Origin of the sequence: Niastella vici (assembly GCF_002077945.1) — a bacterium.
In the GTDB taxonomy this organism is placed as follows: Bacteria; Bacteroidota; Bacteroidia; order Chitinophagales; family Chitinophagaceae; genus Niastella; species Niastella vici.
In genome coordinates this window covers 68510-95496 of record NZ_LVYD01000064.1, presented here as the reverse complement: position 1 = coordinate 95496, position 26987 = coordinate 68510, and the positions used below count along the sequence as shown (strand labels likewise).

At 46.8% G+C, this 26987-nt stretch carries 17 protein-coding genes; 5 read left to right on the top strand and 12 right to left on the bottom strand.

The features are described from left to right. Positions 1–54: 54 nt before the first annotated feature. The 4 genes from A3860_RS29215 to A3860_RS29200 form a co-directional block, all read right to left on the bottom strand. A complete protein-coding gene (locus A3860_RS29215) occupies positions 55–864 on the bottom strand; it encodes a hypothetical protein (RefSeq protein WP_081153420.1) in 810 nt (269 codons plus the stop codon). A gap of 497 nt (positions 865–1361) precedes the next feature. Continuing rightward, positions 1362–2726, bottom strand: coding sequence for an RIP metalloprotease RseP (rseP, locus tag A3860_RS29210; RefSeq protein WP_081153418.1), 1365 nt, complete (start codon positions 2724–2726; stop codon positions 1362–1364). A gap of 146 nt (positions 2727–2872) precedes the next feature. After that, positions 2873–4042 (bottom strand): 1-deoxy-D-xylulose-5-phosphate reductoisomerase, encoded by a 1170-nt coding sequence (locus A3860_RS29205; protein ID WP_081153416.1) that lies wholly within the window; start codon positions 4040–4042, stop codon positions 2873–2875. 56 nt (positions 4043–4098) lie between these two features. Continuing rightward, positions 4099–5592: a GH3 auxin-responsive promoter family protein gene (locus A3860_RS29200; RefSeq protein ID WP_081153414.1), complete on the bottom strand. Its 1494-nt coding sequence runs from the start codon at positions 5590–5592 to the stop codon at positions 4099–4101. 432 nt (positions 5593–6024) lie between these two features. Between A3860_RS29200 and rplU the strand changes: the two genes are divergently transcribed. The 4 genes from rplU to A3860_RS29170 all read left to right on the top strand — a co-directional run bounded on the left by rplU (position 6025) and on the right by A3860_RS29170 (position 12682). Then, entirely contained in the window at positions 6025–6327 is a 303-nt protein-coding gene (gene rplU, locus A3860_RS29190) for a 50S ribosomal protein L21 (protein ID WP_081153410.1), read from the top strand. 139 nt (positions 6328–6466) lie between these two features. Further along, positions 6467–6724 (top strand): 50S ribosomal protein L27, encoded by a 258-nt coding sequence (gene rpmA / locus A3860_RS29185; RefSeq protein ID WP_081153408.1) that lies wholly within the window; start codon positions 6467–6469, stop codon positions 6722–6724. A 697-nt stretch (positions 6725–7421) separates the two neighbouring features. Continuing rightward, positions 7422–10850 (top strand): pyruvate carboxylase, encoded by a 3429-nt coding sequence (locus A3860_RS29175; RefSeq protein WP_081153404.1) that lies wholly within the window; start codon positions 7422–7424, stop codon positions 10848–10850. 152 nt (positions 10851–11002) lie between these two features. Next, positions 11003–12682 (top strand): helix-hairpin-helix domain-containing protein, encoded by a 1680-nt coding sequence (locus tag A3860_RS29170; protein WP_081153402.1) that lies wholly within the window; start codon positions 11003–11005, stop codon positions 12680–12682. 113 nt (positions 12683–12795) lie between these two features. On the opposite strand, the gene A3860_RS29165 is transcribed toward A3860_RS29170, so the two are convergent. From A3860_RS29165 to A3860_RS29155, 3 genes are read right to left on the bottom strand one after another with little or no spacing between them, the layout of a single operon-like run. Further along, positions 12796–16647: a sensor histidine kinase gene (locus A3860_RS29165; RefSeq protein ID WP_081153400.1), complete on the bottom strand. Its 3852-nt coding sequence runs from the start codon at positions 16645–16647 to the stop codon at positions 12796–12798. Beyond that, positions 16644–17429: a nucleoside triphosphate pyrophosphohydrolase gene (gene mazG / locus A3860_RS29160; RefSeq protein ID WP_081153398.1), complete on the bottom strand. Its 786-nt coding sequence runs from the start codon at positions 17427–17429 to the stop codon at positions 16644–16646. Before mazG ends, A3860_RS29165 begins: the two co-directional genes overlap by 4 nt. Before the next feature lie 14 nt (positions 17430–17443). Continuing rightward, on the bottom strand, positions 17444–18610 hold the full coding sequence (locus tag A3860_RS29155; protein ID WP_158085395.1) for a DUF3667 domain-containing protein: 1167 nt from the start codon (positions 18608–18610) through the stop codon (positions 17444–17446). A 121-nt stretch (positions 18611–18731) separates the two neighbouring features. On the opposite strand from A3860_RS29155, the gene A3860_RS29150 reads away from it, so the two are divergent. Beyond that, positions 18732–19565, top strand: coding sequence for a hypothetical protein (locus A3860_RS29150; RefSeq protein WP_081153394.1), 834 nt, complete (start codon positions 18732–18734; stop codon positions 19563–19565). A gap of 65 nt (positions 19566–19630) precedes the next feature. Here the strand turns inward: A3860_RS29150 and A3860_RS29145 are convergent, their stop codons facing one another. The 5 genes from A3860_RS29145 to A3860_RS29125 all read right to left on the bottom strand — a co-directional run bounded on the left by A3860_RS29145 (position 19631) and on the right by A3860_RS29125 (position 26985). Then, positions 19631–22207: a sodium:solute symporter family transporter gene (locus tag A3860_RS29145; protein ID WP_081153392.1), complete on the bottom strand. Its 2577-nt coding sequence runs from the start codon at positions 22205–22207 to the stop codon at positions 19631–19633. A 179-nt stretch (positions 22208–22386) separates the two neighbouring features. After that, positions 22387–23340: a dihydrodipicolinate synthase family protein gene (locus A3860_RS29140; RefSeq protein ID WP_081153390.1), complete on the bottom strand. Its 954-nt coding sequence runs from the start codon at positions 23338–23340 to the stop codon at positions 22387–22389. A gap of 9 nt (positions 23341–23349) precedes the next feature. Then, the gene (locus A3860_RS29135) at positions 23350–24525 is read right to left on the bottom strand and encodes a sialidase family protein (RefSeq protein WP_081153388.1); all 1176 of its coding nucleotides are present in this window, start codon (positions 24523–24525) and stop codon (positions 23350–23352) included. Continuing rightward, positions 24510–25496, bottom strand: coding sequence for a dihydrodipicolinate synthase family protein (locus A3860_RS29130; RefSeq protein WP_081153386.1), 987 nt, complete (start codon positions 25494–25496; stop codon positions 24510–24512). The genes A3860_RS29135 and A3860_RS29130 overlap by 16 nt, the downstream gene beginning before the upstream one ends. A gap of 16 nt (positions 25497–25512) precedes the next feature. Further along, positions 25513–26985 carry a RagB/SusD family nutrient uptake outer membrane protein gene (locus A3860_RS29125; RefSeq protein WP_081153384.1) on the bottom strand — a complete coding sequence of 491 codons (1473 nt, stop codon included), beginning with the start codon at positions 26983–26985 and terminating at the stop codon, positions 25513–25515. Between the last annotated feature and the right edge of the window lie 2 nt (positions 26986–26987).

Genomic DNA, 26987 nt, shown 5'->3' with positions numbered 1-26987 from the left:
AACGAACAGCAAATTTAATACTATTTCCCCGCTTTTGCCAATTCCAGGCAAAAATTAACCATCTTCTATCAGAATAATAGCAGCCTTCGGAAAAACCTTTTCCAGCCCCGAAAAGCGTTTATACAACGAGGGAATGAAATAGTATTGCCCTTTTTGATGTCTTACTACATTGACAGCCTTCTTTTGGGTCTTTGCTTCGGAGCAGTCTGTTCCAGGCAAGGTTGGCGACAAATCTGCTAAAATATCTTCTGCGCTTATTTCCTGTTTTAACAGTTTCAGGGCCTGTCCGGTTAAATATTGATAGTAATGGCGGCCTGCGTATTTACCCCTCAATTGAGCGTATAATTTAGCGCCTATTTTTGAAGCCTGTGCCATAAGGCCGGCATAATACATGGTTTGCTCTTTACGGGCCTTACGCCGGGCGCTTTTTATAGTTTTGCCTTTCCAATAGCCAGTATTCAATTTTCGATATGCCCGTTTTGGTTTGTCAAACGAAGACACTTTAATGGCTTCGGCAGGCTTCTTACTCACAATTTCTTTCACATACCGCTCCCACAATACCTGTTGTATTTCAGCTGATTGCTCTCCTGCTTTCAACATCGTAAATGCTTCACCGGTAAAAGACCGGTACATCCAGCTCTGCCGCCAATAAACGGGTAGCGTATTATATACAAACGAGCCAATTTTCGATGCCTGGCCCATTAATGCTGCATACTCACGGGTTCGTGCAAAGCAAGGTGCATAAAGGACTTTTCTGCGGCTCAGGCTGCTTTTCGTGCGCACGAAGTTCCTGCCTTCCATACAATAGAAGGTAAGGCCCTGCATGGTCCTTTGAATAACAAATGGTGCAAAAACTTCGGCCATGATTTAAAGTTACCAATTATAAATAAAGCGAATGTGTATGGTGGAGGATATTGATCATACTCAATAAATTTCGGTGCTGAAGGCTACCGGAACTGCGCAAAGTGCTACCGCAATTGGTGTCAACCTATAGGGAAATAGCCTAAGCATTGCCTAAGCATTGCCTAAGCATTGCCTGGAGACTGCCTTGCGCCACTAGGGTTCCTGTAGGGAGTCTGGAGAATACCGGTGCAATACCCAGGCCATATCCCTACAATCAGGCTACCATCCCAGTACAATAAGACTACCATCAGCCTACCATCTGTATAGATACATACAGGCACGTACTGCCGTACATACAGCATGCTACAAAGCTTGCTACTCCGTAGTTGAACGCCGCCACCTCTTACGATGGCAGCATCACACTAAGTATTTAAAGCGCATTTCCTAAATGTGGGCCCTACAGGCAAAAAAAGAACCCCGCCGAAGCAGGGTTCTCATTGATTTATTACAAAGTTCTTTTAGTGCTTAAACAAATATCGCCAGAAATCGAGCCCCAGCGCATAGGCCATAACGCCCAGCAATAAGATCATACCCGCCATTTGCGCATATTCCATGAATTTATCGCTTGGTTTGCGGCCGGTGATCATTTCGTACAGCGTAAACAGTACATGACCACCATCGAGGGCCGGTATCGGCAGTATGTTCATGAATGCCAGCACAATGCTCAACAGCGCCGTCATTCTCCAGAAACGCTCCCAATCCCATTTGGCATCGAACATGTTACCGATTGTCAGGAAGCTGCCCAGTGATTCACTGGCCTTTACTTCCTTGCTGGTGAACAACAGTTTAAAATTCTGCACATTCATAACCAGCGTTTCCCAACCTTTTACCACACCGGCCGGTAACGATTCAAAGAAGGTATATTTCTTTACTTCAAATTTCAGGAATTTATCGGGTGTGCGGGGATAAAAGCCAACACTCGCGTCTTCAGCCAGTTTCACTTTTACTTCTGCGGTATCGCTTGTATTCCGCAAGATGGTTAACGCTATCTCTTTATTCTTGTAATTCTTTTTTACATCGCTGAATTCATAAAAAGAAGTGATGGGTTGTCCGTTCAGCGCAATGATCTGATCGCCTTTTTGCAACGCACCGGAAGTGAATTTTGCGACCTTGGTATTAATACTATCTACCACGGCGGGGAACCGGGGATAAGCCAGCGGATCGCCTTTCCGTTTTAATAATTTGCTGATGGTGCCTTCGGGTACCGGTATATCGAGGCTTTGTCCGTTCCGTTCTACCCCTATGGTCTTGGCTTCATTCAGGATGATATCGGTGCTCAGCTGGCCAAAATTCACAAGCTCTTTTCCATTCACGGCCAGAATTTTGTCGCCATCCTTCAAACCAATGCTTTTGCCGAGGCTATCTACATATACACCATACACGGCATTTTTGGCCGGCAGGTATTCTTCGCCCCAAACCCACAAGATCATGGCAAACAAAAAGAAGCCGAGTATAAGGTTTACCGTAACACCCCCTATCATAATAATAAGGCGTTGCCAGGGTTTCTTACTGCGGAACTCCCAGGGCTGGGGTGGCAGCTTCATCGTTTCTTTATCCATGCTCTCATCAATCATCCCCGAGATCTTTACATAGCCACCCAGCGGTAACCAACCAATACCATATACAGTATCGCCGATCTTCTTTTTTACAATGGAGAACCAGGGATCAAAGAACAAATAGAATTTTTCGACCCTGCATTTAAACCATTTGGCGGGCAGAAAATGGCCCATTTCATGTAATATGACAAGTATGGATAAGCATAGTATTAATTGTCCGGCTTTTATACCTACTACTGCCCAGTCTATTGCTAACAATGTGATCATATAAACGCTAAATACGCGGTGTGTTTATTTTAAAATACGCTCAAAATATCGAATAATCCCGCAATTCAGTTAACCGCTCACAAAAATTCCACAATTATTAACTGAAAGAGCTTCAAGTGGCACGAAATCCGGCACCAACTTAACACTTATAGCTTTATAAGTGAGGCAGCAAAATTACGGGCCTCCCCATCGCTTTCAAAATATTCTTCCAGCGTGGGTTTCTCTATGACCGGCACGTGTTGCAGGGTGCGTTCAATGAGATCGGTCATATCTAAAAAGCCAATTCGGTTTCGCAAAAAGGCAAATACGGCTATTTCATTGGCGGCATTCAGCACACAGGGCTGGTTGCCTCCTTTGAACAGGGCATCAGTGGCCAGCACCAGGTTCCTGAACGTTTTGGTATCAGGTTCCTCAAACGTAAGCTGGGCGGGGTTTCTGAAATTATACCGGGGAAAATCGTTGGGTATACGGTGAGGGAAGGCCAGGGCATATTGAATGGGCAGCTTCATATCGGGCAGTCCCATCTGTGCTTTAATACTGCCATCTTCAAACTGCACCAGGCTATGGATAATACTTTGGGGATGAACCAGTACCTGTACCTGCTCGGGACCCAGATCGAACAGCCAGCGGGCTTCTATCATTTCCAACCCTTTATTCATAAGAGTGGCCGAATCGATGGTGATCTTTGCCCCCATTTGCCAGTTGGGATGCTGCAGCGCATGATCGCGCTTTACATTCACCAGGTAATTGGGTTTCTTGCCCAAAAAGGGACCACCGCTCGCTGTTAAGATAACTTTTTCGATCTTGTTGCGGGTTTCGCCTACAAGACACTGGAATATAGCTGAATGTTCTGAATCAACAGGAATTACCGGCACTCGTTTTTCAATGGCCTTTTGCATTACGATATCACCGGCCACTACCAGCGTTTCCTTATTGGCCAGGGCAATGGCCTTGCCATTATCCAACGCGCATAAGGTAGGTCGTAAGCCGGCAAAGCCTACTATGGCAGCCAGCATCATATCGTAACAATCCATGCCGGCCACTTCTTCAAGGGCCTGCTCGCCGGCAAATACCTTTATATCAGTACGCGCCAGGGCTTCTTTTACGACAGGATATTTCTTGTCGTCGCCTATTACAACAATATTGGGGTTGAATTTCAGCGCCTGCTTTATCAACAATTCATCATTACTAAATGCAGTAAGTATTTCGGCGGTGAATTTGTCGGGGTTTGCGGCAATCACCTCCAACGCCTGACAGCCAATTGAGCCTGTTGAGCCAAATATTGCAATGCGTCTCTGTGGAAAACTGTTCGACATGTTCCGGTTTCAATAATTAGTTTAGTAAGCTAAATCAGACAGCCTTAACGTTAAAACTACTCTACATATTTTTCAAGTGCCGATGCAATATTACGATCATTGCTTAACCGGGGCACTTTATTCTGACCGCCTAATTTCCCGATAGACTTCATATAATCAATGAACCCATGCTTCTTAACCGGGCGAATATGCAATGGTAACAATATATTGCCAGTGATGAGGTCGTTGTAATAGATATTCTTGTTGCGCAGGTTTACATCCACCTTCTGGGCAAACCGGTCGAGGTTCGCTGGTTTGTTCTCAAACTCAATGAACCACTCGTGGTACGATTTTCCCTTGCCCTGTGTTATCATGGGCGCCACGGTGAATTCTGTAATGTGCACCCCTTCTTCTTCTGCTGCTTTTATAAGGCTTTGTTCCACTTCTTCACCAATAACGTGCTCGCCAAATGCCGAAATAAAATGCTTGATGCGACCCGTTACCACCAGCCGGTACGGATTGGTTGACACAAATTTAACGGTATCGCCAATATTATATCCCCATAAACCTGCATTGCTGTTAATGAGCAATGCGTAGTTTTCACCCACTTTCACATCTTTCAACGTAAGACGGGTTGGGTTTGCATTAAATACTTCATTGGCCGGAACAAACTCAAAGAATATGCCGCTGTTGGTGTTCAGCAACAATCCTTCTGCATCCTGTGAATCCTGGAAAGCCATAAAACCTTCTGAAGCAGGGAATGTTTCAATGGTAGCCACCTTGCCACCGATGCTTTCGAGCAATCTTGTTCTGTATGGTTCAAAGTTCACCCCGCCATGCACCAGCACCGAGAAATTGGGAAATATTTCTTTGATCTTTTTTCCGGTTTTCTCCATAAGCCGGTCGAAATACATTTGGGCCCATGGTGGAATGCCGCTGATGAGGGTCATATCCTGGTCGAGGGTTTCTCCCACAATTTTATCGAGCTTGGTTTCCCAGTCATCAATACAATTGGTTTCGTATGAAGGGAGTTGATTGGCACGCAGGTAACTGGGCACATGATGGTTCACGATACCGCTTAAACGCCCGGTGGGTATGCCGCCGATGCGCTCGAGCTCGGGCGAACCCGACAGAAAGATCATTTTTCCATCGGTAAACGTGGTATTACCCGATTCGGCAATATAACACAGCAGGGCATTGCGCGCTGTATTAATATGATTGTCGATAGATTCTTTGCTGATAGGAATATACTTTACACCACTGGTTGTGCCCGAAGTTTTGGCCAGGTAAATGGGCAGGCCTTTCCAGAGTACGTTGTGTTTGCCTTCCTTTATTTTTTCAATATAGGGCTTGAACTGCTCGTAATCACGCACCGGTACGGCCTGAACATATTCCTCATGCACATTCACCTCCTGTAAATGGTGGTCTTTACCAAATTCAGTTGCCTTACCTATTTTAAGCAGCTCCTTCAGGATGTTTTCCTGGTCAGCTACTGCGGTGGTCATGCCCTTTCTAATACCTTTATATATATAATGGGCAAATGGTTTTGCCAGAAACGATTTTATTTTCATTGAATCCCGTATTCCATCATTAGGAAAAACAAACCTACGTCAATTAGTGAAATGCGCAAAGCCCGATTTGAAGCATATCACGCAAAACTACTATTAACTCATTCACTTTCTGATTGTTCGGAAACCGGTGTGTTAAAATTCAGTGGCCGGTTTCCAGTTACCAGGTACCGGGTCACCGGATAAACGGGAAGAACTGCAGGCCGCGACTCCCGGTAACCGGAAAAACCGGTAACCGGGAACCTGCTGTTTATATTATATATGTACCATATTCAGCCCGGCTTAACATTATTATAAGTGGCTAACAATCAACATTTCTTATAAATTTGCCCGAAAACAGGGCGTTTCAGCCCGAAAATTGTAAAAAAAAGTGGCTTTAAAGCCTTCACAATCTGGTGCAAACCCTTACCTTTGCACTCCTAATTTTGGAAACCTATGTTTGCAATAGTTAAAATCGCCGGACAACAATTTAAGGTTCAAGTGGACCAAACTTTATTTGTACCGCGTGTAGACGGCAATGCCGGAGACAAAGTGGAATTTTCCGAGATCCTCCTGTTAGACAACGAGGGGAAACTGTCAGTAGGCAGTGCTGTGAAAGGTGCTGTTAAAGCTGAAATTCTTGACCAGGTTCAAGGCGATAAAGTGATCGCTTTTAAAATGAAAAGAAGAAAAGGTTTCCGGAAGAAACACGGTCATCGCACCCACTACACGAAGATCAAAGTAACAGCTATCGCTTAAATCTCAAATGTCAAATCACAAGATCCAAATAAATTGATTGGAGTTTGAGATTTGGTTTTGAAATTTATTTGGACCCTGTTATTTGGTACTTGAAGTTTTCAGATAAGACATTATTTAAAAAATTTTCAAACAATCTACCATGGCACATAAAAAAGGGGAAGGCAGTGTAAAGAACGGCCGTGACTCACAAAGCAAACGCCTGGGCGTTAAAATTTACGGTGGTCAGTCTGCTATCGCAGGTAACATCATCGTTCGTCAACGTGGCACTGTATATCATCCCGGAAAAAATGTTGGTCTCGGAAGAGATTACACCATCTTCGCATTAACTGATGGTGTGGTTGAATTCAGAAAAACAAAGAACGATAAAACTATCGTAAGCGTAGTAGCGGTTGCATAAGGTGTTAAGTGTATAGTGAATTTTTCACAAAATTTGAAAAAATTTTGGCGATTTGAAATAAGTTTTTATTTTTACACCAGTTAAATTCTTATTTACTAACCGTTAAAATTCACAAATCATGGCAACTAAGAAAAAAGCTGCAAAAAAAGCTGCAAAGAAAGCCGCTCCTAAGAAGAAGAAAGCTGCAAAGAAGAAGAAATAACTTCAGCTTTTTGAAAGCAAAAAATATCAAGTCCCGAATTTATTTCGGGACTTTTTTTTTTATTTCTACCCGAACGCCTGCAATGCGCTGAAACCCGCTACCAGCCTGCATTTCAACTTATCAACAGTCAATCATTTGGTCCATTATCATGCCCCTCATGCATACCTGACTTCGCATTTTGCCATTAATTAACTTCACCATAATTACGATCATAATCATTTCCCTTCTTATTTTTACACCGTCATTACAAGCTCCCCTTCGCAGTACTAAGCCTATATAAAACCAATTCAGCACTACTACCCTGGTACCGTTTTTATAGTCACATGTGGAACCCGTCAGCATAGTTTTGGGCCCGAACCGCAGCGCCTGGGATGAAAATATGTTGATGTAATACCGGTAAAAGGCAAAAAGCCCTGCTTTTTGTTATTACCACAGTTCATTGTTGAAAAGGGTTTTCCTTTATCGATTAATAAACAAAAACTACAACTGCCTGTCATGTTTAAAAAGATCCTTGTTGCCAACCGGGGCGAAATAGCCATCCGTGTATTGCGTGCTGCTACCGAACTTAACATCAAGACCATTGCCGTTTACACTTTCGAAGACCGGTACTCACTACACCGGTACAAAGCCGATGAAGCCTATCAGATCGGGAAGAATGATGACCCGCTGAAGCCATACCTCGATATTGAAGAGATCATTCGTGTGGCCAAACGCGAAAAAGCCGATGCCATTCACCCCGGTTATGGTTTCCTGTCAGAAAACGCCCGCTTTGCCCAAAGATGCGCGGAGGAAAATATTGTCTTTGTTGGCCCCACTGCCCACATAATGGAACAACTGGGCGATAAGATCGCCGCCAAAAAAGTAGCGAAACAGGCCGGTATACCCATGATCGAAGACAGCCAGGCCAATATTCAATCAATCGACATCGCCTTACAGGAAGCCCGCCGTATTGGTTACCCCATCATCATTAAAGCGGCAGCCGGTGGCGGTGGCCGTGGTATGCGTGTGGTACGGAACGATGAAGACCTGGAAAAAACGCTGCCGGAAGCCCGTAATGAAGCCAGAACGGCATTTGGAAATGATACCGTCTTCTTTGAAAAGTTCATTGAATCGCCCAAACACATAGAAGTACAGATACTCGGCGATCAACATGGCAATATCATTCACCTGTTTGAAAGGGATTGCTCGGTTCAACGCCGTTTTCAAAAAGTGGTGGAAGTAGCCCCCGCTATTTCATTACAACCGCAAACCCGGCAGCAACTGCACGAATATGCCATTCGCATTTGCAAACAGGTGCAGTATAATAACGCAGGCACCGTTGAGTTCCTGGTCGATAAAGCCGAGAACATCTATTTCATTGAAGTAAACCCCCGCATACAGGTTGAACATACGGTCACTGAAGAAATAACCGGTATCGATATCGTAAAAAGCCAGCTGCTGATTGCACAGGGTTATGCGCTCACCGATGCACCCATCAATATTGTTTCACAGGACCAGCTTCAGATTTCAGGCGTAGCCATTCAGTGCCGCGTAACCACTGAAGACCCTTCCAACAATTTTAAACCCGATTTCGGCACGTTGATCGCTTACCGCAATGCCGGCGGCCCCGGCATACGGCTCGATGAAGGCAGCAGTTACCCCGGCGTTAGCATTTCTCCCTTCTTTGATTCACTGCTGGTGAAGATCACTGCCAGCGGCCGCAACCTCGCCGAAACCTGCGACCGGCTGGGCCGTACATTAAAAGAGTTCCGTATTCGCGGTGTAAAGACCAATATTGCCTTTCTGGAAAACGTATTGCAACACCCTACTTTTCAAAATGGCGCCGCCACCGTTGATTTTATCGATAACCATCCTGAATTGTTTCACCTGGTGCCAAGAATGGACCGCGGCACCAAAGCGCTGCAATACCTTGCCGAGATCATCGTGAACGGTCATCAGGACGTACCTGAAATAAACCCCACCATCACCTTCCGTACGCCGGTAGTGCCCGATGCCGTACAAAAAAACATTTCCAAAGGTTCCAAAGACCGCCTTACCGCATTGGGCCGCGAACGGTTTATTGACTGGTTGAAGAACAACAACAGCATTCAGTACACCGATGCCACTTTCCGCGATGCGCACCAGTCGTTACTGGCCACACGCGTACGCACTACCGATATGTTGAAAGTAGCAGAAACAGTGGCAAAGAACCATCCCGAGATCTTTTCGCTCGAAATGTGGGGCGGCGCCACCTTCGATGTAGCGCTGCGCTTTTTACATGAATGCCCCTGGCAACGGCTGCAATTAATGCGCGAACGCATCCCCAACATCCTGTTCCAGATGCTGATACGCGGTTCTAACGCAGTGGGCTATACCGCCTACCCCGATAACCTGGTAGAAACCTTTATTGAAGAAAGCTGGAAGAACGGCATCGACATTTTCCGCATTTTCGATTCGTTGAACTGGCTCGAAGGCATGCAGGTGAGCATTAACGCCGTTCGCGAAAGAACCGGGGGGCTGGCGGAAGCCTGTATTTGCTACACCGGCGATTTCCTTGATCCGGAACGCAATCATAAATTCAATCTTCAATATTATATCGACCTGGCCAAACGCCTTGAAGATGCCGGCGCACACCTGCTCGGCATAAAAGATATGGCCGGGTTGTTAAAGCCCATGCAGGCAGGCATACTGGTGAGCGAGCTGAAAAAAGCCATTGATATACCCATTCACCTGCATACCCACGACACCTCGAGCATTCAATCGGCCACTTACCTGAAAGCCATTGAAGCCGGGGTTGATGTCATTGATGTGGCGCTTGCCTCCATGAGTGGCCTTACTTCGCAACCCAATTTCAATTCCATAGTGGCCATGATGAAAGGCCACCCGCGCGAGCAACCGGTGAACCTGCATAAACTGAATGAGCTCTCCAATTACTGGGAAGATGTACGCGAATACTATTACCCGTTTGAGTCGCAGTTAAAGGCCGGAACCGCTGAAGTGTTCGATCATGAAATTCCGGGCGGACAATATTCCAACCTGCGGCCGCAGGCCCGCTCATTGGGGCTGGAAGACCAGTTCACCGACATCAAGAAAAATTATGTGGTAGTGAACAAACTGTTCGGCGATATTGTGAAAGTAACGCCTTCATCGAAAGTAGTGGGCGATATGGCCCTGTTTATGACAGCCAATGGCTACAGTGAACAGGATATTTTTGAAAAAGGCGAAACCCTCTCCTTCCCCGACTCGGTGATCGGTTTGTTCCGCGGCGACCTGGGACAAACACCGGGCGGTTTTCCGCCGGCATTGCAAAAGCTTGTTCTTAAAAATGAAAAGGCGTTCACCGACCGGCCCAACGCGCATTTACAACCGCTGAACCTCGATAAGGAATGGAATAAGTTCGAAGCGAAATACGGAAAGCAGTATACCAGGCTCGATCTGTTATCGGCCCTCTTCTACCCCAAAGTATTCGACGAATACCATCAATTCAAAAGCACCTTCGGCGAAGTATATTATGTGCCATCACCCATGTTCTTTTATGGCTTAAAACCCAATGAAGAAACTCTCATAGAACTGGCCCCGGGCAAAAGCATCCTCATCAAATTTCAGCATATGAGCCAGGTAGATGAGCATGGGTATAAACAGGTTTTCTTTAAACTGAACGGACAAACCCGCTCGATCTTTGTGAAGGACAGAAGTTTCACCGCAGTAAAAGCCGCGAACCGGAAAGTCAGTGCAGACAATGAGATCGGCGCACCGCTGCAGGGCAAGCTGTCGAAGATACTGGTGAAGGCCGGCGATGCCGTTCAAAAGAACACGCCCCTGTTTGTTATTGAAGCCATGAAAATGGAAAGCACCATTGTGGCGCCCTATGCTTCGGTAGTAAAGCAGCTCGTTTTAAATGAAGGGGTGTTTGTTGAGCAGGATGATGTGGTGGTGGAGTTGTGAAGATGAATGGTCAATGGTGAATGGTGAATAGCTCGCGATTGTTCAAGTTAATAAACGACCTTGCGCCACCGGAAACTCATTGACCATTGACCATTGACCATTGACCATTGACGTACTATAAATTGCTTAATTTAGCTCCCTCATTTAATACTATGGTTGATAATTATTATATCGCCGACCAATTTTCGCTGCTGGCCAAACTGATGGAAATGCATGGCGAAAATTCGTTCCGCGCCAGAACCTATTCCAGCGCCGCCTTCGCCATTGAAAAAATTACCCAGCCACTGGCCGATATGCCCGAGGAAAAACTGGTTACCATAAAAGGCATTGGCGATTCGGTAGCCAAAAAAGTGATCGAGATATTTCAAACCGGCAAGCTGCGCGCCCTGGAAGAAATTATTGAGAAAACACCACCCGGCGTGCTGCAAATGATGAGCATAAAAGGACTGGGCCCTAAAAAGATCGCCACCATCTGGAAAGAGATGGGCGTTGAATCGGTGGGCGAACTGCTGTATGCCTGCAACGAGAACCGGCTGTTATTATACAAAGGCTTTGGACAAAAAACACAGCAAAGCATTCAGGAGTCCATTGAATTCTTTATGAAGAACCAGGGCAGCCACCTGTATGCCGAAACTGAAGCCTTTGCGGCGGTGATAGATGCCACGCTGAAAAAACAATTCCCCGATAAACTGTTTGCCCTTACCGGACAATTCAGACGGCAAGCCGAGATCATTGACCGGTTAGAATGGGTAACCACGGCAACCGATACCGAACTGCTTGCTTTCCTGGGCGCCAATAATTATACAACCCATGAAACGCTCGATGATATTGTGAGCGTAATGGGCCCTGAAAATGTGTTGCTCAAATTCTATCGCGCTACGGCTGATAGCTTTTACTCAGTATTGTTCCAAACAAGCGGTAGCGAGGAATTCATTACGGCCTGTGCGGCTTTGCCCGGTTTCAATGTCACTGCTTCGTATAAATCGGAAGCGGAGATCTTTTCGGCCCTGCAATTACCAGTTATTGCACCGGCCATGCGCGAACAGGCACATGTGCTGAAGACGGTAAAAGATAAACCGGTTACTTTAATAACTCCCGGCGATATCAAAGGCATCATTCACAGTCACAGCCAGTGGAGCGATGGCGTGCATACCGTAGAGGAAATGGCAAAAGCCTGTATTGCCAAAGGGTATGAATACCTGGTGATCAGCGATCACAGTAAAAGCGCCGCCTATGCCAATGGCCTTACCGAAGAACGCATTCGCGAACAACACCGGTACATCGATGAGCTCAATGAAAAGCTGAAACCGTTCAAAATATTCAAAAGTATTGAATGTGATATTTTAGGCGATGGGGCGCTCGATTATAGCAATAATGTGCTGGCCACCTTTGACCTGATCATCGCTTCGGTGCATTCGAATTTAAAAATGACGGAAGAAAAAGCGATGATGCGGTTACTGAACGCCATCCGTAACCCGTATACGACCATTCTGGGCCATATGACAGGCCGCTTATTGCTGAGCCGGCCCGGTTACCCTGTAGATCACGTGACCATCATCAATGCCTGTTTGGAGAACCAGGTGGTCATTGAACTGAATGCACACCCGCGCCGCCTCGATATTGACTGGCGCTGGATCAATTATGCCATCGAAAAAGGCGTATTGATCTCCATTGATCCCGACGCCCACTCGGTTGAAGGATATGATGATTGCCGTTACGGCGTGCTGGCAGCGCAAAAAGGCGGGTTATCGAAACAACAGAATTTGAGCAGTTTCACGCTTGCCGAATTTGAAGATTATATACAGAAAAGAAGAGCAGCCAAAAGTTTATAAATACACCAAAAAGAAGCCCGGGCCATTCATTTGAGCCCGGGCTTTATTATTTGTGATCGCATTTCGACTTCGCTCAATGCACCTTCTGGTTGACCCTTCGACTACACTCAGGGTCAATTCGCTCTCAACAAGGGGATCCTCACATAAAAGGTGGTGCCTGTCCCCTCTTTGGTAACAAACCATATTTCGCCCCTCGCCTGCTCAACAATACCCTTACTCATGGCCAGGCCCAAACCGGTGCCCGATGTTTTGGTGGTAAAGTTAGGCGTGAAGATGCGCGACTGGGTTTGTTCGGGAATTCCCTCGCCATTATCGGTTACACTTACTGTGATATACTCGCCGTTCAATTGCTCATTCATTCTTATTATGCGCTGGTCGCGGTTGGCACAGGCCTCCACAGCATTCTGCAGTAGATTGGTGAACAACCGGTTCAACTGAGTGCGGTCGGCAAACAACAACACGCGGTGTTCAACAGGCGTCCATTTAAAGTCGAGGTTACCACCGGCCTTGTATAGCAAGGATAATGACTGCAGCATTTCGTGCAGGTCAAACACTTCATTCTTGGGATTACCAATATTGGCAAACTGCGAAAAGTCGGAAGCAATCTTCGACAGGTGGTCAATTTGTTCAACCAGGGTTTTGGCCACATTGGTGGTAAGCACTTTTACGTCGGTTGAATTGTTATCGATGGCCTTTTGCAAATACTGAATACTGAGCTTCATGGGCGTTAACGGGTTCTTGATCTCATGCGCAACCTGCCGCGCCATTTGCCGCCAGGCGCCCTCGCGCTCGCTCTTCGCCAATGCTTCGGCACTTTCTCCCAGTTTCTGCACCATCTTGTTGTACTCCCTGACCAGTACCCCTATTTCATCGTCGCGCTTCCATTCAATGGCCTCGTTCACCTTACGCAGGTTCACTTCGCGCATTTTCTGGCTAATGATGGTGAACGATTTGGTGATGCGGTTGGTGATCACCAGGGCAATACCACCCGCTATCAAAAAGATAAATGCGTTCAGGTTTATGACCGTTACCACGAAGTTGGAGATCTCCTGCTTCAACTCCGTTTGGGTAGTGTAAGAGGGAATATTCAAAAAAGCAACGGCATGCCCCTGTTCGTTCCTGATGGGTGAATAAATACTCAGGTAATCGAGCTTGCCCACCTGTTCATTGGTAACGGTTTGTATTTGCTGTAAATGATACAACCGGTAATAAGCCAGCGGGTTCATCTTGGTGCTCAATACGCCGCTTGAATAAATATTCATATCCTCCTGGCTTGAAGTAACCCGTAAGCCACCAACGGTATCATACAGGTTCACATCCATGCCATGCACTTCAGAGATCTCCTGTATCAACCGTTCCATTTGTTCGCTGAACACCGGTTCATAAAAAACCGTATCGTAGGTGAATGAATGATGCTGGTTAATGTGCGACTGTACCTGGTTCACCATGATCTGCATGGCCCGGGTAAGCCGGTCCTGGTTATTACGCTGATAGCGGTTTATAAAGAACAGGATGGTAGCCACCCCGATCACGATGAACGAAAGCAAACTCACCATCAGGATGGTGCTATGGATCTGCGACCTTATGCTTAACTGCATGTATTGCTTCAACACCGGCCATTGAAAACGGCTGCGAATGACCAGCGAGCTGAGCCGGTAAAACGCCAGCAGGAACAAAAAGGTGCTGAACAGGTAAGCGAACAGGGTGATCGCTTCAATGAACGAATTACTTTTTCGCGCAATGATCACTATTTTATCTGAGGAAGGCCGGTACCACAATTCTTCAAATGAATTATTGCGGCGGCGCTCGAATTCACTTTGGGGTATCAGGTTCTCTGGCAGGTGGGTTGAAAAGGGATAATCATTATAGTTCAATATGAGCTTGCGCTCGCTGTCGTAAATGGCGTAAGAATACACCGAAGCATACTGTTCGGGAAGCAGTACGCTGTTTTGGCGGAACAGCTCGGGCGTAAGCGCTTCTGCTTTATTTCGCTTGGGATCCGCCAGTACAAAAATGGTACCCAGCTTCTGGCGTTCTCCTATTTTAGCTTCCCGCTTGAAGATATAAGAGAATTTATCGAATGACTGTTCATAGAAACGCATGCCCGGGATAGCCGTTTTTTTACCCTGGATCTGAAAGATGGTGTTCAGCGTATCGAACGAGGCCTGTTCATCGTTGAACAGCGGATTGTCGGTTGAATCGAAAGTAAATACCCGGATATTATACTTCCGGTTCATCAACAAACTTTTTCGTACAATGCTGTCTTTCAGATAAGCATTTGTTCGCGGTTTGTTGAAGCGGTTCATGTTGCTCACCACATAGTTGCTATCAATATAAGCCAGGTCAACGCTTAACATGTGCTCACTGTTGGGGTCGGCCTGCAAGCCCAGCTTTTCGGCAAAATGTTTCCGGTTTTCCAGCTCTATCTTACTGTTCTCAAAAATGATCACTGCCGACATGGAGAAGGAGAACACAAACAACCAGAACAACACTTCCGACACATTCAGCCTGAAGTGGAGCCCGGCAAAAATACGTTGCTGCATCAGCCACATAAAGGCCAGCAGCCAGGGTAATACAAACAGGTTCAGCTCAACAATACTTTGGTTACCCGAAAAGGTCAGGATCATTAACCCAACAGCGCCGGCAATAATGAACATAAAATAATTGCGGTCACCCACCAGTTTGCCGGCCACCGTGAGCAATATCTGCGACATAAAAAAGTAGCTCAGGGCCAGTGTGGCCAGCACAATGAAGCCCACAAAACTGTATGGTGTGGCAATTAAGCTGAAGAAGTTTGTAACGTTGAACGATATTTTACCATCCGACACCATGGTTTGCAAAATGTCGGCAAAGGTGAACGTTACGATCACCAGGGCACCTACGGTGCCAACCAGCGCCAGCCAGTTTGCCCATGGTTCGTTATAAGCGCGGATATCCGAGATATTTATACGCCGGTTTATAAACGTGATCACCCAGCAAAGCAACAGCGCATTGATGAGCAGGTCGCCCAGCGAGCTAAGTACATAGCTGGATCCATAAATAGCCGGATCGAACACTTCAAACTGGCGCAAGGCCAGAATATCGGGAAAGCCATACACAATGAGCCGCAGGGCCAGTACGGTTCCAACCAAAAAACCAATGCCGTACCAGAAGCCATAAGTACGGCAAACATAATCGGCCACCTGGTGCAAAAAGAGGAACAGGAAGGAAAAAGCGATAATACTCACCAGTATCACCCAAATGTTGTGCGGCTTGCCATACATGGTGTTTTGCTGCAGGTAGAACAACACTTCGTCTGAACTACTTTTTACCGGAAAATCAGTAACAACTCCGGGGGCGGCAATATCAACCTGCCTGATGGCCCCTTTTAACCCAACAAACTCTTTCTGCAGGTTCTCTGTTTCCACATTATACTGCCATTTACGCATTACGGGTATCAATGCTTCGGCAATAAGGCGGCGGTCGTTGCGCAGGTATAATACTTTGGCAGCATGTATATAGAAACCGTTCGACAGCCGTTCCATACGGCTGCTCATGGTGTCGTCAGAGATATAGATACCGTTCGGCAAACGCTCCATACGGCCCACACTGTCTTCGGGACTTTTTTTATAAGGCAGGATCAATTGGGTATTCCAGAAAAGCAGGGAAGGCGGTACATAAAATTCCGCTTCGGTTTCATCGTAGATGTATAAGCCATATCCTTTTTCGGTATACAGCAATTTCTGCAGGTCGGGTTCCGTATAGGTTTGATCGACCAGCTTACCCATCAACAGCGTATCGCTGGTGGTGTGCAAAAAATCCTTTTCCTTTTGCTGTATCCTGGTTTGGATCTGGCGGGCAAAATACCGGGGCGAGGTCACATCGGTCACATACCTGTTCAAAAAATAAGCAAGGGCAAACAGGCTTATGGCAGCCAACAATGTATAGGTGTACCTGTTTAATAATTTGTGCTGCAATTGCTTCAAGTATCGGGGTTTTGTTTTTTTATCGCATTCCAGATGGCATCCATTTCCGCCAGGGTCATATCGGCCAGGGGCTTACCCTGTTGTAATGCCAGCTGCTCCATGCGCGTAAACCGCGCAATAAATTTCTTATTGGTCCTTTCGAGCGCGTTCTCCGCATCTATCTGCAAAAATCGTGCATAATTGATCAGCGAAAACATAAGGTCGCCAAACTCTTCCTCTATGCGGTGCGGTTCATTGGCAGCCACGGCTTCGTGCAATTCCTCCGTTTCTTCGGTTACCTTGTCCCACACCTGGTCGCGGTTATCCCATTCAAACCCAACCTGGCGGGCTTTTTCCTGCAGGCGGGTTGCCTTTACCACAGCGGGCAGCGACAGGGGTACCCCGCTCAGCACCGACTTTTTCCCTTCTTTTAATTTCAGCTTTTCCCAGTTCTGCTTTACTTCTTCTTCACTATTCACCTTTACATCGCCATAAATATGCGGGTGCCGGTGAATGAGCTTTTCACAAACGCCATGAATGGCTTCCTCGAGGGTAAACTGCTGCTGCTCAGTGCCGATCTTTGCGTAAAATACCAAATGTAACATCAGGTCGCCCAGCTCTTCCTTTATGCCCTTCCAGTCGTTTTCAGTGATGGCATCGGTTAGTTCATACATTTCTTCTATAGTGAGGGGCCGTAAAGTTTGAATCGTTTGTTTTTTATCCCAGGGACATTTTTCCCGCAGATCGTCCATAATACCTACCAGGCGCATAAATGCATCCGCTACCGCTTGTTGTTGTGCCATATTTCACCAATTTGTTAAAATTTAAACATTGCAAATAAAAAGAATGCTGTAAACAGGAATATAATGGACCAGAAAGCAACGCAGTTCAGTATAAAGAATTTAAGAATAGTTTTACCACGGCCCTGCCCATAGAACTTTCGCATGGCTTTATAGGCATAATATACTCCGTATAACAATACCGCTGCTTCTATCCAGCCAACCCAATCCCAGTCCATTGACTCGTGTATTTTCTGTAACCCGAAATACACCAACAGATCAATGAAGGTAAAGATATACAGGTATATTAAAAATATGCCGTGTGTTACATACAGGAACTGTTTACGCCGCCAGTACAGCAGTTTCAGGTAAAAGGCATATAATGGCAGCGAAATGAACAGCAAATAGGGAAAGGTATGGGTGAATTTGGTAAACAGGTCGTTCCACATGGTCTTTTGATCGCCATGGTACCGGTCGTTGAGCTCTATTTGCCGGTGCATGGCCAGGCGTTCGATCCAGTTATCGCGCTCGCCGGCTGGCAGGGCTTTCTGCGCCGAATCGTATTGCGCAATGGATCTATACTTCGGATCAGGATCGGTCATATTAAAATTATACCGCCTTTTCTTTTTCTTCTTACCGGTATTGGCTGCCTGCGCCGTGTCGGTCTTTTGAACTGAATCTGCTTTTTGAATTGACCCCGCTTTTACGGTGGAATCCTTTTTTGCGTGGTACCGATACGGTACTATCCCCAATGCCTGTTTAATAACTGCAGAATCATGCGAATCTTTGGCATTCGCCAGGGCTTTGGTTGTTATTGAATCGGGCATGCCAATGCTGATGCCGGTGTCTTTCAATATATCCTTCTCGTCTTCACTGCCCAGGTGGTTAAAATGGAACATGGAGTAAAAACAGAGAAAAAACAAGGCAGAAGAGAAAACGTACAGCCTGATGGGATGCAGATAACGGGCACGGCGCCCCTCTATATATTCATTTGGTAAAAAACCGGGCCGGGTTATCAGGAACTTGGTGGTACTGAAAAACTTACCGTCGTAGTGGGTAATGTCGTAAAAAAAATGGCTGATCAGGCTCCAGACTGTTTCTTTTGGCTCAATATTTTCCTGTCCACACACATGACAATATCTTCCATACAGTTCAGCATTACAATTCAGGCAGATCTTCTCGTGACGTTCTTTACTATGTGACAAGGTGGAAATTTTAACTAAAAATAAGGAAACGGGTTATTTTACAGAAAAATTCACAGTTAGGTTGTATTATTGGACCAAATTATTCGTTACTAAAGCGCTAAAAAATTAAGCTGATTATAATATGACCAGAATATTGGGGTTATCTCTTCTTATTAATTTTATTGCTCATACAGCATTCAGCCAGCATTATTACAATGACCTGGTGATGACCGGTGAAATTGTTAAAAAGCGGGCTATTTACCAGGCCAATAAAGTAAAAGGGGTTAAAATGACCAGCTTCGATAACAATAACCAGCCCATTGAGGGTTTTGGCGGTTCGCAGGACATAGCCGCTAATTTTGCTACCATCACTACCGAAACCTCTACCAGCGTGAGCGGTAAAGACGAGATCACGCATTATTTTACTGCACAGGGGCAATTGACCCAAAGCATCGATACTACCGATGGCAACAAGGTGGTTATACAATACGCCTACGATGCAAATAATAATATTACCAGTATTACCAATTTGTCGTTTTCGCCCGGCGGTTACTCAACCCGCGAACAACACCTGTGGTTTTACAATAAGGCGGGCAAGCCGGAACGGATGCTGAAAATAAAGAACAGCTCTGATACCACTATTGTAAACTTCAGGCTCGATGAAAAAGGAAATGTGGGGGAAGAAAGAAGCGTTCATGCCGGTACCGAACAACCGGTGGTGTATTATTATTACGACGATAAAGGCCGTTTAACCGATGTAGTAAGATTTAATAACCGCGCCAAAAGGCTTTTACCTGATTATATTTTTGAATATGATGATGCGGGCCGCATTTCCATGATGCTGGTGACCACAGCCGGCGGCGCCGATTACCAGAAATGGTATTATCATTACGATGAAAAAGGACTGAAGCAAAAAGATGAATGTTTTGCGAAAAACAAGATGCTGATCGGGAAGATTGAGTATAAATATCAATAGATCAATTTGAAAATATTTGACAAGGGTGGGTCATTCGAAAGAGTGGCCCACCCTTGTCGTTACTATTAAACGGTGGTGATGGCTTTCTTCCCCGGCAGTAACATACTGGCAACATACGCTACCAGCACGCAAATAAGCACTGCCGCCGCAGGATACAGGAAGAAATTGATAATGCCCGCCGCCTGAATAAAATACAGGCTGATGGCGCTAACCACAAAGCCAATGAAAATGCCCCTGCTGTTGACGCGGGGGAAAAAGATACCCGCCACAAACATACCGGCGAGGCAACCGCCGAATAACCCGATAATTTTTATGTACTGGTCCCAAATAGAGGCATTGCGCAGGTATACCATGTAGATCGCGATCAAACAACCCAGCCCGCCCAGCAACACGGTTGTCCGGCGGGCAAATACAAACCGTTGTTTATCGCTACTGGCAGGCTTTACACTTTGATAAAAATCGGTGGTGATCACCGTTGCAATAGAGTTCATGCTGCTGCTGATGGTCGACATGGTAGCCGCAAACAACCCGGCAATTACCAGCCCCGCCAGTCCCGATGGTAACTGGTTGCTGATATACCAGGGAAACACATCATCGGTGCGGCCATGCGGGTTCAACGCTGCCGGATGATGTTTATAAAACACCCATAATGCCGTTCCTACACTGAAGAAGATAAGCGAGGCCGGTATCACTAAAATGGCATTGGTATAAATTGATTTTTTTGCTTCCTGTTCGGTCGAAGTGGTAAGGTAACGTTGCACCACCACCTGGTCAGATGAGTAAGTGACCAGCTGCGTTAAAAAACCGCCCACAAATACAACCCATAAGACCGGTTCGGTGATCGTCCAGTCGGTAATGGCCAGCCGGAATTTATCGTGCTGCATGGCTTCGGTGAACAGTTGTCCAAACCCGCCATGCATGGAGCCCGCAATAAAGAACAGCGTAGCCAGCGCCCCGCCGAGTAATACGCCTACCTGCATAACTTCTGTCCACACCACGGCTTCAATACCACCCGATACGCTATACGCGGTGGTGATCACGCTGGTGCCAATGATACAGATAAAGATGTCGATACCGGTAACTGCACTCAATACCAGGGCCGGTAAATAAATCACGATGCCCAACCGGCTCACCTGGAATAATACAAAGGTGAGACTGCCCAGCCATTTTACCTGCCGGTTGAACCGGATGTTCAGGTATTCATACACACTGGTCAGTTTCAGCTTGCGGAAATAAGGCAGATAGAAATAAACCACTATCGGCGCCACCACCACGATCATTACATTGTTCAACAGGTAAACCCAATCGGTGGCATAGGCTTTGGCAGGAATGGCAATAAAGGTGAGTGCGCTGAGCTTGGAACCAAAGATGCTCAGGCCGGCAGCCCACCAGGGAATTTTACCACCACCGAGGAAAAAGCCGCTGGTGGTGCGTTGCATATTGCGCGATACAATAACACTGATGGCGATCACCAGTAAAAAGTAAATGCCTACAATGGTCCAGTCTAATATCCGGAAACCGCCGGGTGGTTGTACGGGTGCCGCCATCAATACGCGGTTGGTACGCGTACCGGGGCGCACTTCGCCGCCTGGCAGCACCAGGTTACCATTCCAAACAACGGCTGTAGTGGTAACCGGCGCCCAGGTACTTGCAAGGGGGTTGCTCTCTGCATCTGCTTTTTTATCGGTGAATATGTTTCCTATTGTGCTCCATGAATCGGTAATGCTGTTATACATCCACACTTCGTTCGAAAAGCCGGGATGCTTTTGTTGCAGTGATGCATTCTGCTCAAAGTATTTTCCATTATCGCCGCCAAACACCAGCATATGGGTTTGCCCGGTTGTAAAGGCGGGTGAAGGCGCTGCCGCTACTGATTGCGGCAGATCGGCAATGCGGTTCCAGCCCTTGCCGGGCATGTATTTATAAGCGTCTTTTAAAAAGGTACGATGCACCACGCTATCGCCGGACTGCCTTGTTAAGGCAACGCCACTTAATAAATAAAAGGCCCCTTCCTGGGTACCGGCCACCGCCAGCATCCGGCCCACACCGGGCCAGGGTTCCAGGGTCGTCCAGCCACGTTGGGGTTGCGCCAGATCGAGCATCCAGAAATTTGTGGCTGCCTGCGTAGCAGTTGGTTCTTTAATACCACCGGCGATATATAACCTGGAACCGATGATAACGCCGCAGGCATTGGCTATGGGCGCAGGTAATGAAGGCAGGTTCTCTGTTTCTACTTTTCCATTTTGATAACGCAACAACAGCACATCACTGTAATGTTTGGTGGCATCGCTGCCGCCGGCAATGACCACTCCATTTTGCCAGGTGCACGAAACGCCATAGGCCATGGGATGCGGCAAAACGCCGGCTTCTTTCCATTGACCATTGGGCTGGTTCAACACATAGATCTTATTATACCAGGTTTTAACCCCGCCATTCCAGGGAGTGCCCTCTTTGCCAAAGTTGGAACCACCAGCTACCAGCAGGGCGCCGTTCGATACGCCGGCATACGAACCGGCCAGGCCAACCCGGTCAGGAATGGCAGCCAGTTGTGTCCATTGCAGATAGGGTTTGGTGGTATCGTTGGCTGTGCTGTGAAGGGCGCAGGTGAGACAAAGAGTTATATACAGCAGTAGTTTTTTCATGTAGCACTTATTGTGATAGGTCTACGAAATAGGAAGTAAGAGGCAGGAAGTAAGAAGAGCCCTATTTTCGGAGTTACCGAAATTTATGCAAGCGAGAAGTAGGGAATGAGGAACCTTCTGGTTCTTCCTACTTCATACTTCATACTTCTTACTTCAGCTTTCTTCAATTCGTAAAGCACTCACTTAATCACTTGGGTTACTTTACTTTCCTTTGGCCGGCAAATCCAGTCAAAGAAACCAATTTTGTTGAGATCAGCTTCCAGTAATTTATATTCATGTTCTTTAAACGGATTCAGCGGATACCGCACATTGCCGCAATCGACACCAATGAGCTTCATCATGGCTTTTTGTGCCCGCAAACCGCCAAACTTTACGATCACGCGTACCATTTCAACTGAAATATACTGCAATCGCTGCGCCTCGGCCAAATTGCCTTTTTTAAACTCTTCGATGAGCGCATTGTACAGCGGCGCTACAAAATTATAGGTGCTGCCAATAAAACCTTTTGCACCGGTAGCGAGGGCGCCCAACAGCATTTCATCGGTTCCGTATAAAATATCGTATTTGTTGTTGCTGAAGTTAACACATGACTGGTAATCGTGGATCAGTGGGGCCGTATATTTAATGCCGGCAAAAGACGGGATGGCCTCCCCTGCTTTTTCGAGCAGCTTCACCATATCGAGACTGATACCTGTTAATGCAGGGATATTATAATAGTATAACGGTAAAGCCGGTGCGCCTTTGGCGATCTCCTGCAAGCACCCTACCAGCAGATCGATGGAATCAACCTTAAAATAAGTGGAAGGCGTGGCGGAAATATAATCGGCCCCAATCTGTTGCGCATGTTCTGCCAGCTGGCGTGCTTCGGTAATACTGTTATGCCCAACGTGCACAAATATCAACAGCCGTTTATTTGCTGCTTTTACAAATGCTTCGGCCAGCTGCTTTCTTTCTTCTGTGGTAAGGGAGGGGCCTTCGCCGGTGCTGCCACAAACAAACATGCCCTTTACTTTATTATCAATTAACAGGTTCACTACATCGGGCACTTTACTGAAATTGATGGTTCCATCGGGATGCATGGGGGTAAAGGGTGCAGATATCAGTCCGTGTAAGTGGCTCATGGTTGTGCTCATTATATGGATTTATTTATTATTCAATAATTCTTTTGCTTTCAGTTTTTCAAAAACGATGGTCTCATATGGGTTCTTTACACCTGCTTCGTATAAACAATTGATGGTTCCATCGGGCAACAGGGTCATGCAGGAATAAGCCGAAGGGCCTGCATACAGGGTACGGATAACCGGCCAGGTTTGTCCTTCATCGTAACTGGCCCTGATGGTCATGTTCATGCGTTTGGCGGAGGCCGGATTTAAAAACAACACGCAGCTCTTTGCTTTTTTTACCGGCCATGCATATCTGATAATGCTGGCCTGGCAAACCGGTTCAACCAGTGCCGGCACATCAACCGGGGCCGTCCAGGTAATGCCACCGTCATAACTGATAGATTGCGCCCGGCAATTGTGTTGAAAATACGAGCGCATGTTCATGAGCAAAGTGCCATTGCCATCGGCTACTTCAACCAGCTGGCATTCGTTCATTTTGGGTGTAATGGTGCCACCCAATTTCCAGGTGGCGCCATGATCATCACTGTAAATGCTATGCGATCCCATGTTGGGGTGTCCCTGTTTGGGGATCGAGGTTGAATCGTCATAACTGTAATCACAGGGAATAACCAGCCGCCCCTTGTGCGCACCGTATTTAATTTGTATGCCAATGCCTGGCCCGGTAGCATACCAACCCCATTCTTTTTTCTTGGTGGTGGCGGTAATATCTTCGGGCACCGGCCAGGTTATGCCATCATCGTTACTTCTGCTGATCCATACGGTACGGGTACTGCGGCTCAATTTTTTTATAATATCGCCTTCCTTGTCATCGCCCAGGTTGTGGGTCATCAATAAACAAATGGCGCCGGTTATTTCATCAACTACCGGGCAGGGATTACCACAGGTATTGGTGCTGTCGTTCCAGATGACCTGTTGCGCGCTCCAGGTGCGGCCGCCATCGGTGGAACGTTTTACCAGGATGTCAATGTCGCCGGCATCGGCGGCATTGTTCTTTCTTCCCTCGCAAAATGCCAGCAAGGTTCCCTTAATGGTAGTAACAATGGCAGGAATGCGATAACTCATATACCCGTCCGTGCCAGATACAAACAAGGCCATTGTATCGGGCTTTGCCGTTGTCTGGGCACGAACGGGAAACGCTGTCCATAACAGCGTAACCAAACTAATTAATGAACAATAATTTATTCTACTCTGCATAGTAATAATCTGTTTCGATCCTTCGGCCCTTCGGCTTCGCTCAGGATGAAGAACTCACTCAACATCTCCTGCGCAATGGTGCGCAGCTTGCTTACCTCGCTTTCATCAATGCCCTGGTAAGGCCAGCGCAAACGGGTACCCACATTCGCCCAACCGCCAATGGCCGCCAGCAGTTTATCGGCCGCCTGGTTGCTGTAGCCTTTGGTGCTGATATAAGGCGCTATATACTGGCTCATGAACAACTGGATCCATTTCTCCAGGTTCAGGGCGCGCGGCATATCGAATAACATCAGCTCGTACCATTGCTGTGCAGCACCAGGGTGCAGGCAGGCAACATTTGAATAGGCGCCATATGCGCCGAGGCTGATGCCTGTTGCCAAATGATGCCCCGGTACAAATACCGAAATATCAGGCGCCCATTTTTTCATGGCTGCATACCATTGTGCATCGCCACCGCCTACTTTGCAACCAACCAGGTTAATGCCGGCTTCTTTCAGCTGGTGGAATTCCTCCGGGACCAGTCTTTTTTTGGCATGCGGTGGATTATATAAGATCAGGCCCACCGGCGCTACGGCTTTGGCTAATACCCGCAGGTAGTTGATCACTTCCTGCATAGATGGCGCCGACCAGTCGGGCAAAATAACCTGTATGGCTCCCGGCTGCCATTTCACCGCCCTTTTTACCCGGTCAAACGCCATGACCGGACTGGTATGACAAGCGCCTATTTGAAATGGCATACCGGCCGCGTTACATTTTTGAGCCAGTATGCTGCTGATGGTATCAAACTCTTCTTCGGTTTGATTATAAAACTCGCCGGCAGTGCCGTTTGAATAGATCCCATTCACCTGCATGGCGATCAGCGTATCTATTTCATTTTCCAGTTCCCTGTAATTAATACTATCATCTTCATTAACGGGTAACAACAGGGTTGCCCAATTGCCTTTGATAGCTGATGCCTGAAGTGGTTTCATCGCTTGTGCTGTTGTTTTAATACCCGTCTGTTTGCAATAACTGTCCGTTGTTGGCCATTACATTTGCTGCCAGTGGCCAAAACAGTGGTGTGGTCTTTCCCACCAGGTTCGGCACATAGGTATATACATCGATGGTACCGCCTTTATGGAACCGCACCAGATCGAACCAGCGTTTGTTCTCAAAGAACAGTTCACGGCCGCGTTCATCGAGTATTTCTTTTTCTACACTTACTTTGTCTGTAGCACCTGCATAATTTCCTATTCCGGCCCGGTTGCGGGTCTTGTTCAGGTAATCGATCGCTTTTGTTGTATTGCTGATACCTGCATAGGCTTCTGCCTCCATAAGGTAGATCTCGCCCAGGCGATACACGATGATATCATTGTCTGATACCCGGTCATCGGCATACTTGTTTCCGGGCAGTTTGGTGATCCAGGAAATTTTAAGCGTGCTACCCTGGCGTTCGGTTACCCAGGTAAACGGGATGCGTTTATCGCCACTGGGAAACAGGGCTTTTGATTTGGCGCTGATCTGGTAAGCGCCCTGTCCGTTTGAGGTAGTGATACAAAAAGGTAAACTGTCTTTGTTGGTAGCGCCTGCAATACCGGTTTCGTAGGGCAGCGCATTGAGCCCGTAATTGGCAGCACATTCATCGCGGTTAAAATATGCAGCAATAATGATCTCGCTGTTTGCCCGGGAGGTAGTAACCTCTTTGAAATCGGTGCGTAAGGAAAGTCCTGAAATTTTTTCAACTTCAGCGAGTGCCGTAATAGCATCATTGAAATCATTTGCTCCACCGCCCAGCACTTTGGCGCTCCACAATTTGGCATCGGCCTTCAGGGTCTGTGCCGACGCATAGGAGAAGCGGTATTTGCTGGGGATCGTTTTATCGGGGAATAATGAAATTGCCTGGTCCAGATCGGCAATGATCTGCTTCATTACATCGGTGGCTTTTGACCGGGGCAACTGCGGTACATTTTCATCGGTGATGGCATCAAGCATTAACGGCGCATCGCCGATAATGCGGATGAGGCTGAAATAAACATATGCCCGCAAACTATAGGCTTCTGCCATCACGCGTTTCTTTGTGCTTTCACTGGTAAATGTGAACTTATCTATTTTGGCCAGTACCAGGTTACAGCTGCCAATGGCTTTATACCAGGTAGTGTAATCAAATGCACCGGAAGTAGGCGAAATATTGTGTGTCCAGGCATTTGTAAAACGGGAGTTGAGCGCGGACACCAGTTCCTCTCCGCGCTCAGTACCGTAGGTGATATTGTTTGCAATACCCGTCACATTCTGTGGGCCGGTCTTTGCCGATCCACGCATATACATATAAATTCCCACAACGTACGGATCAAAATCATTTTCACTTTTAAAATAATCCGCGTCGGTAATTGACGATTCGTTCTTTGTTTCGAGCAACTTATCGCAACTGGTTGTCATCAACAGCAACAAGCAGCCTATAGTCAGAAGAAATAATTTGTTCATAT

Bases quoted from the DNA above. Each gene is read 5' to 3' on its own strand.
- rplU (WP_081153410.1), top strand. From the start codon at position 6,025: ATGTTTGCAATAGTTAAAATCGCCGGACAACAATTTAAGGTTCAAGTG.
- A3860_RS29140 (WP_081153390.1), bottom strand. From the start codon at position 23,340: ATGAGCACAACCATGAGCCACTTACACGGACTGATATCTGCACCCTTT.
- A3860_RS29200 (WP_081153414.1), bottom strand. From the start codon at position 5,592: ATGAAAATAAAATCGTTTCTGGCAAAACCATTTGCCCATTATATATAT.
- A3860_RS29175 (WP_081153404.1), top strand. From the start codon at position 7,422: ATGTTTAAAAAGATCCTTGTTGCCAACCGGGGCGAAATAGCCATCCGT.
- mazG (WP_081153398.1), bottom strand. From the start codon at position 17,429: ATGGCACAACAACAAGCGGTAGCGGATGCATTTATGCGCCTGGTAGGT.
- A3860_RS29145 (WP_081153392.1), bottom strand. From the start codon at position 22,207: ATGAAAAAACTACTGCTGTATATAACTCTTTGTCTCACCTGCGCCCTT.
- A3860_RS29135 (WP_081153388.1), bottom strand. From the start codon at position 24,525: ATGCAGAGTAGAATAAATTATTGTTCATTAATTAGTTTGGTTACGCTG.
- rseP (WP_081153418.1), bottom strand. From the start codon at position 2,726: ATGATCACATTGTTAGCAATAGACTGGGCAGTAGTAGGTATAAAAGCC.
- A3860_RS29205 (WP_081153416.1), bottom strand. From the start codon at position 4,042: ATGTCGAACAGTTTTCCACAGAGACGCATTGCAATATTTGGCTCAACA.
- A3860_RS29130 (WP_081153386.1), bottom strand. From the start codon at position 25,496: ATGAAACCACTTCAGGCATCAGCTATCAAAGGCAATTGGGCAACCCTG.
- A3860_RS29125 (WP_081153384.1), bottom strand. From the start codon at position 26,985: ATGAACAAATTATTTCTTCTGACTATAGGCTGCTTGTTGCTGTTGATG.
- A3860_RS29215 (WP_081153420.1), bottom strand. From the start codon at position 864: ATGGCCGAAGTTTTTGCACCATTTGTTATTCAAAGGACCATGCAGGGC.
- A3860_RS29150 (WP_081153394.1), top strand. From the start codon at position 18,732: ATGACCAGAATATTGGGGTTATCTCTTCTTATTAATTTTATTGCTCAT.
- A3860_RS29170 (WP_081153402.1), top strand. From the start codon at position 11,003: ATGGTTGATAATTATTATATCGCCGACCAATTTTCGCTGCTGGCCAAA.
- rpmA (WP_081153408.1), top strand. From the start codon at position 6,467: ATGGCACATAAAAAAGGGGAAGGCAGTGTAAAGAACGGCCGTGACTCA.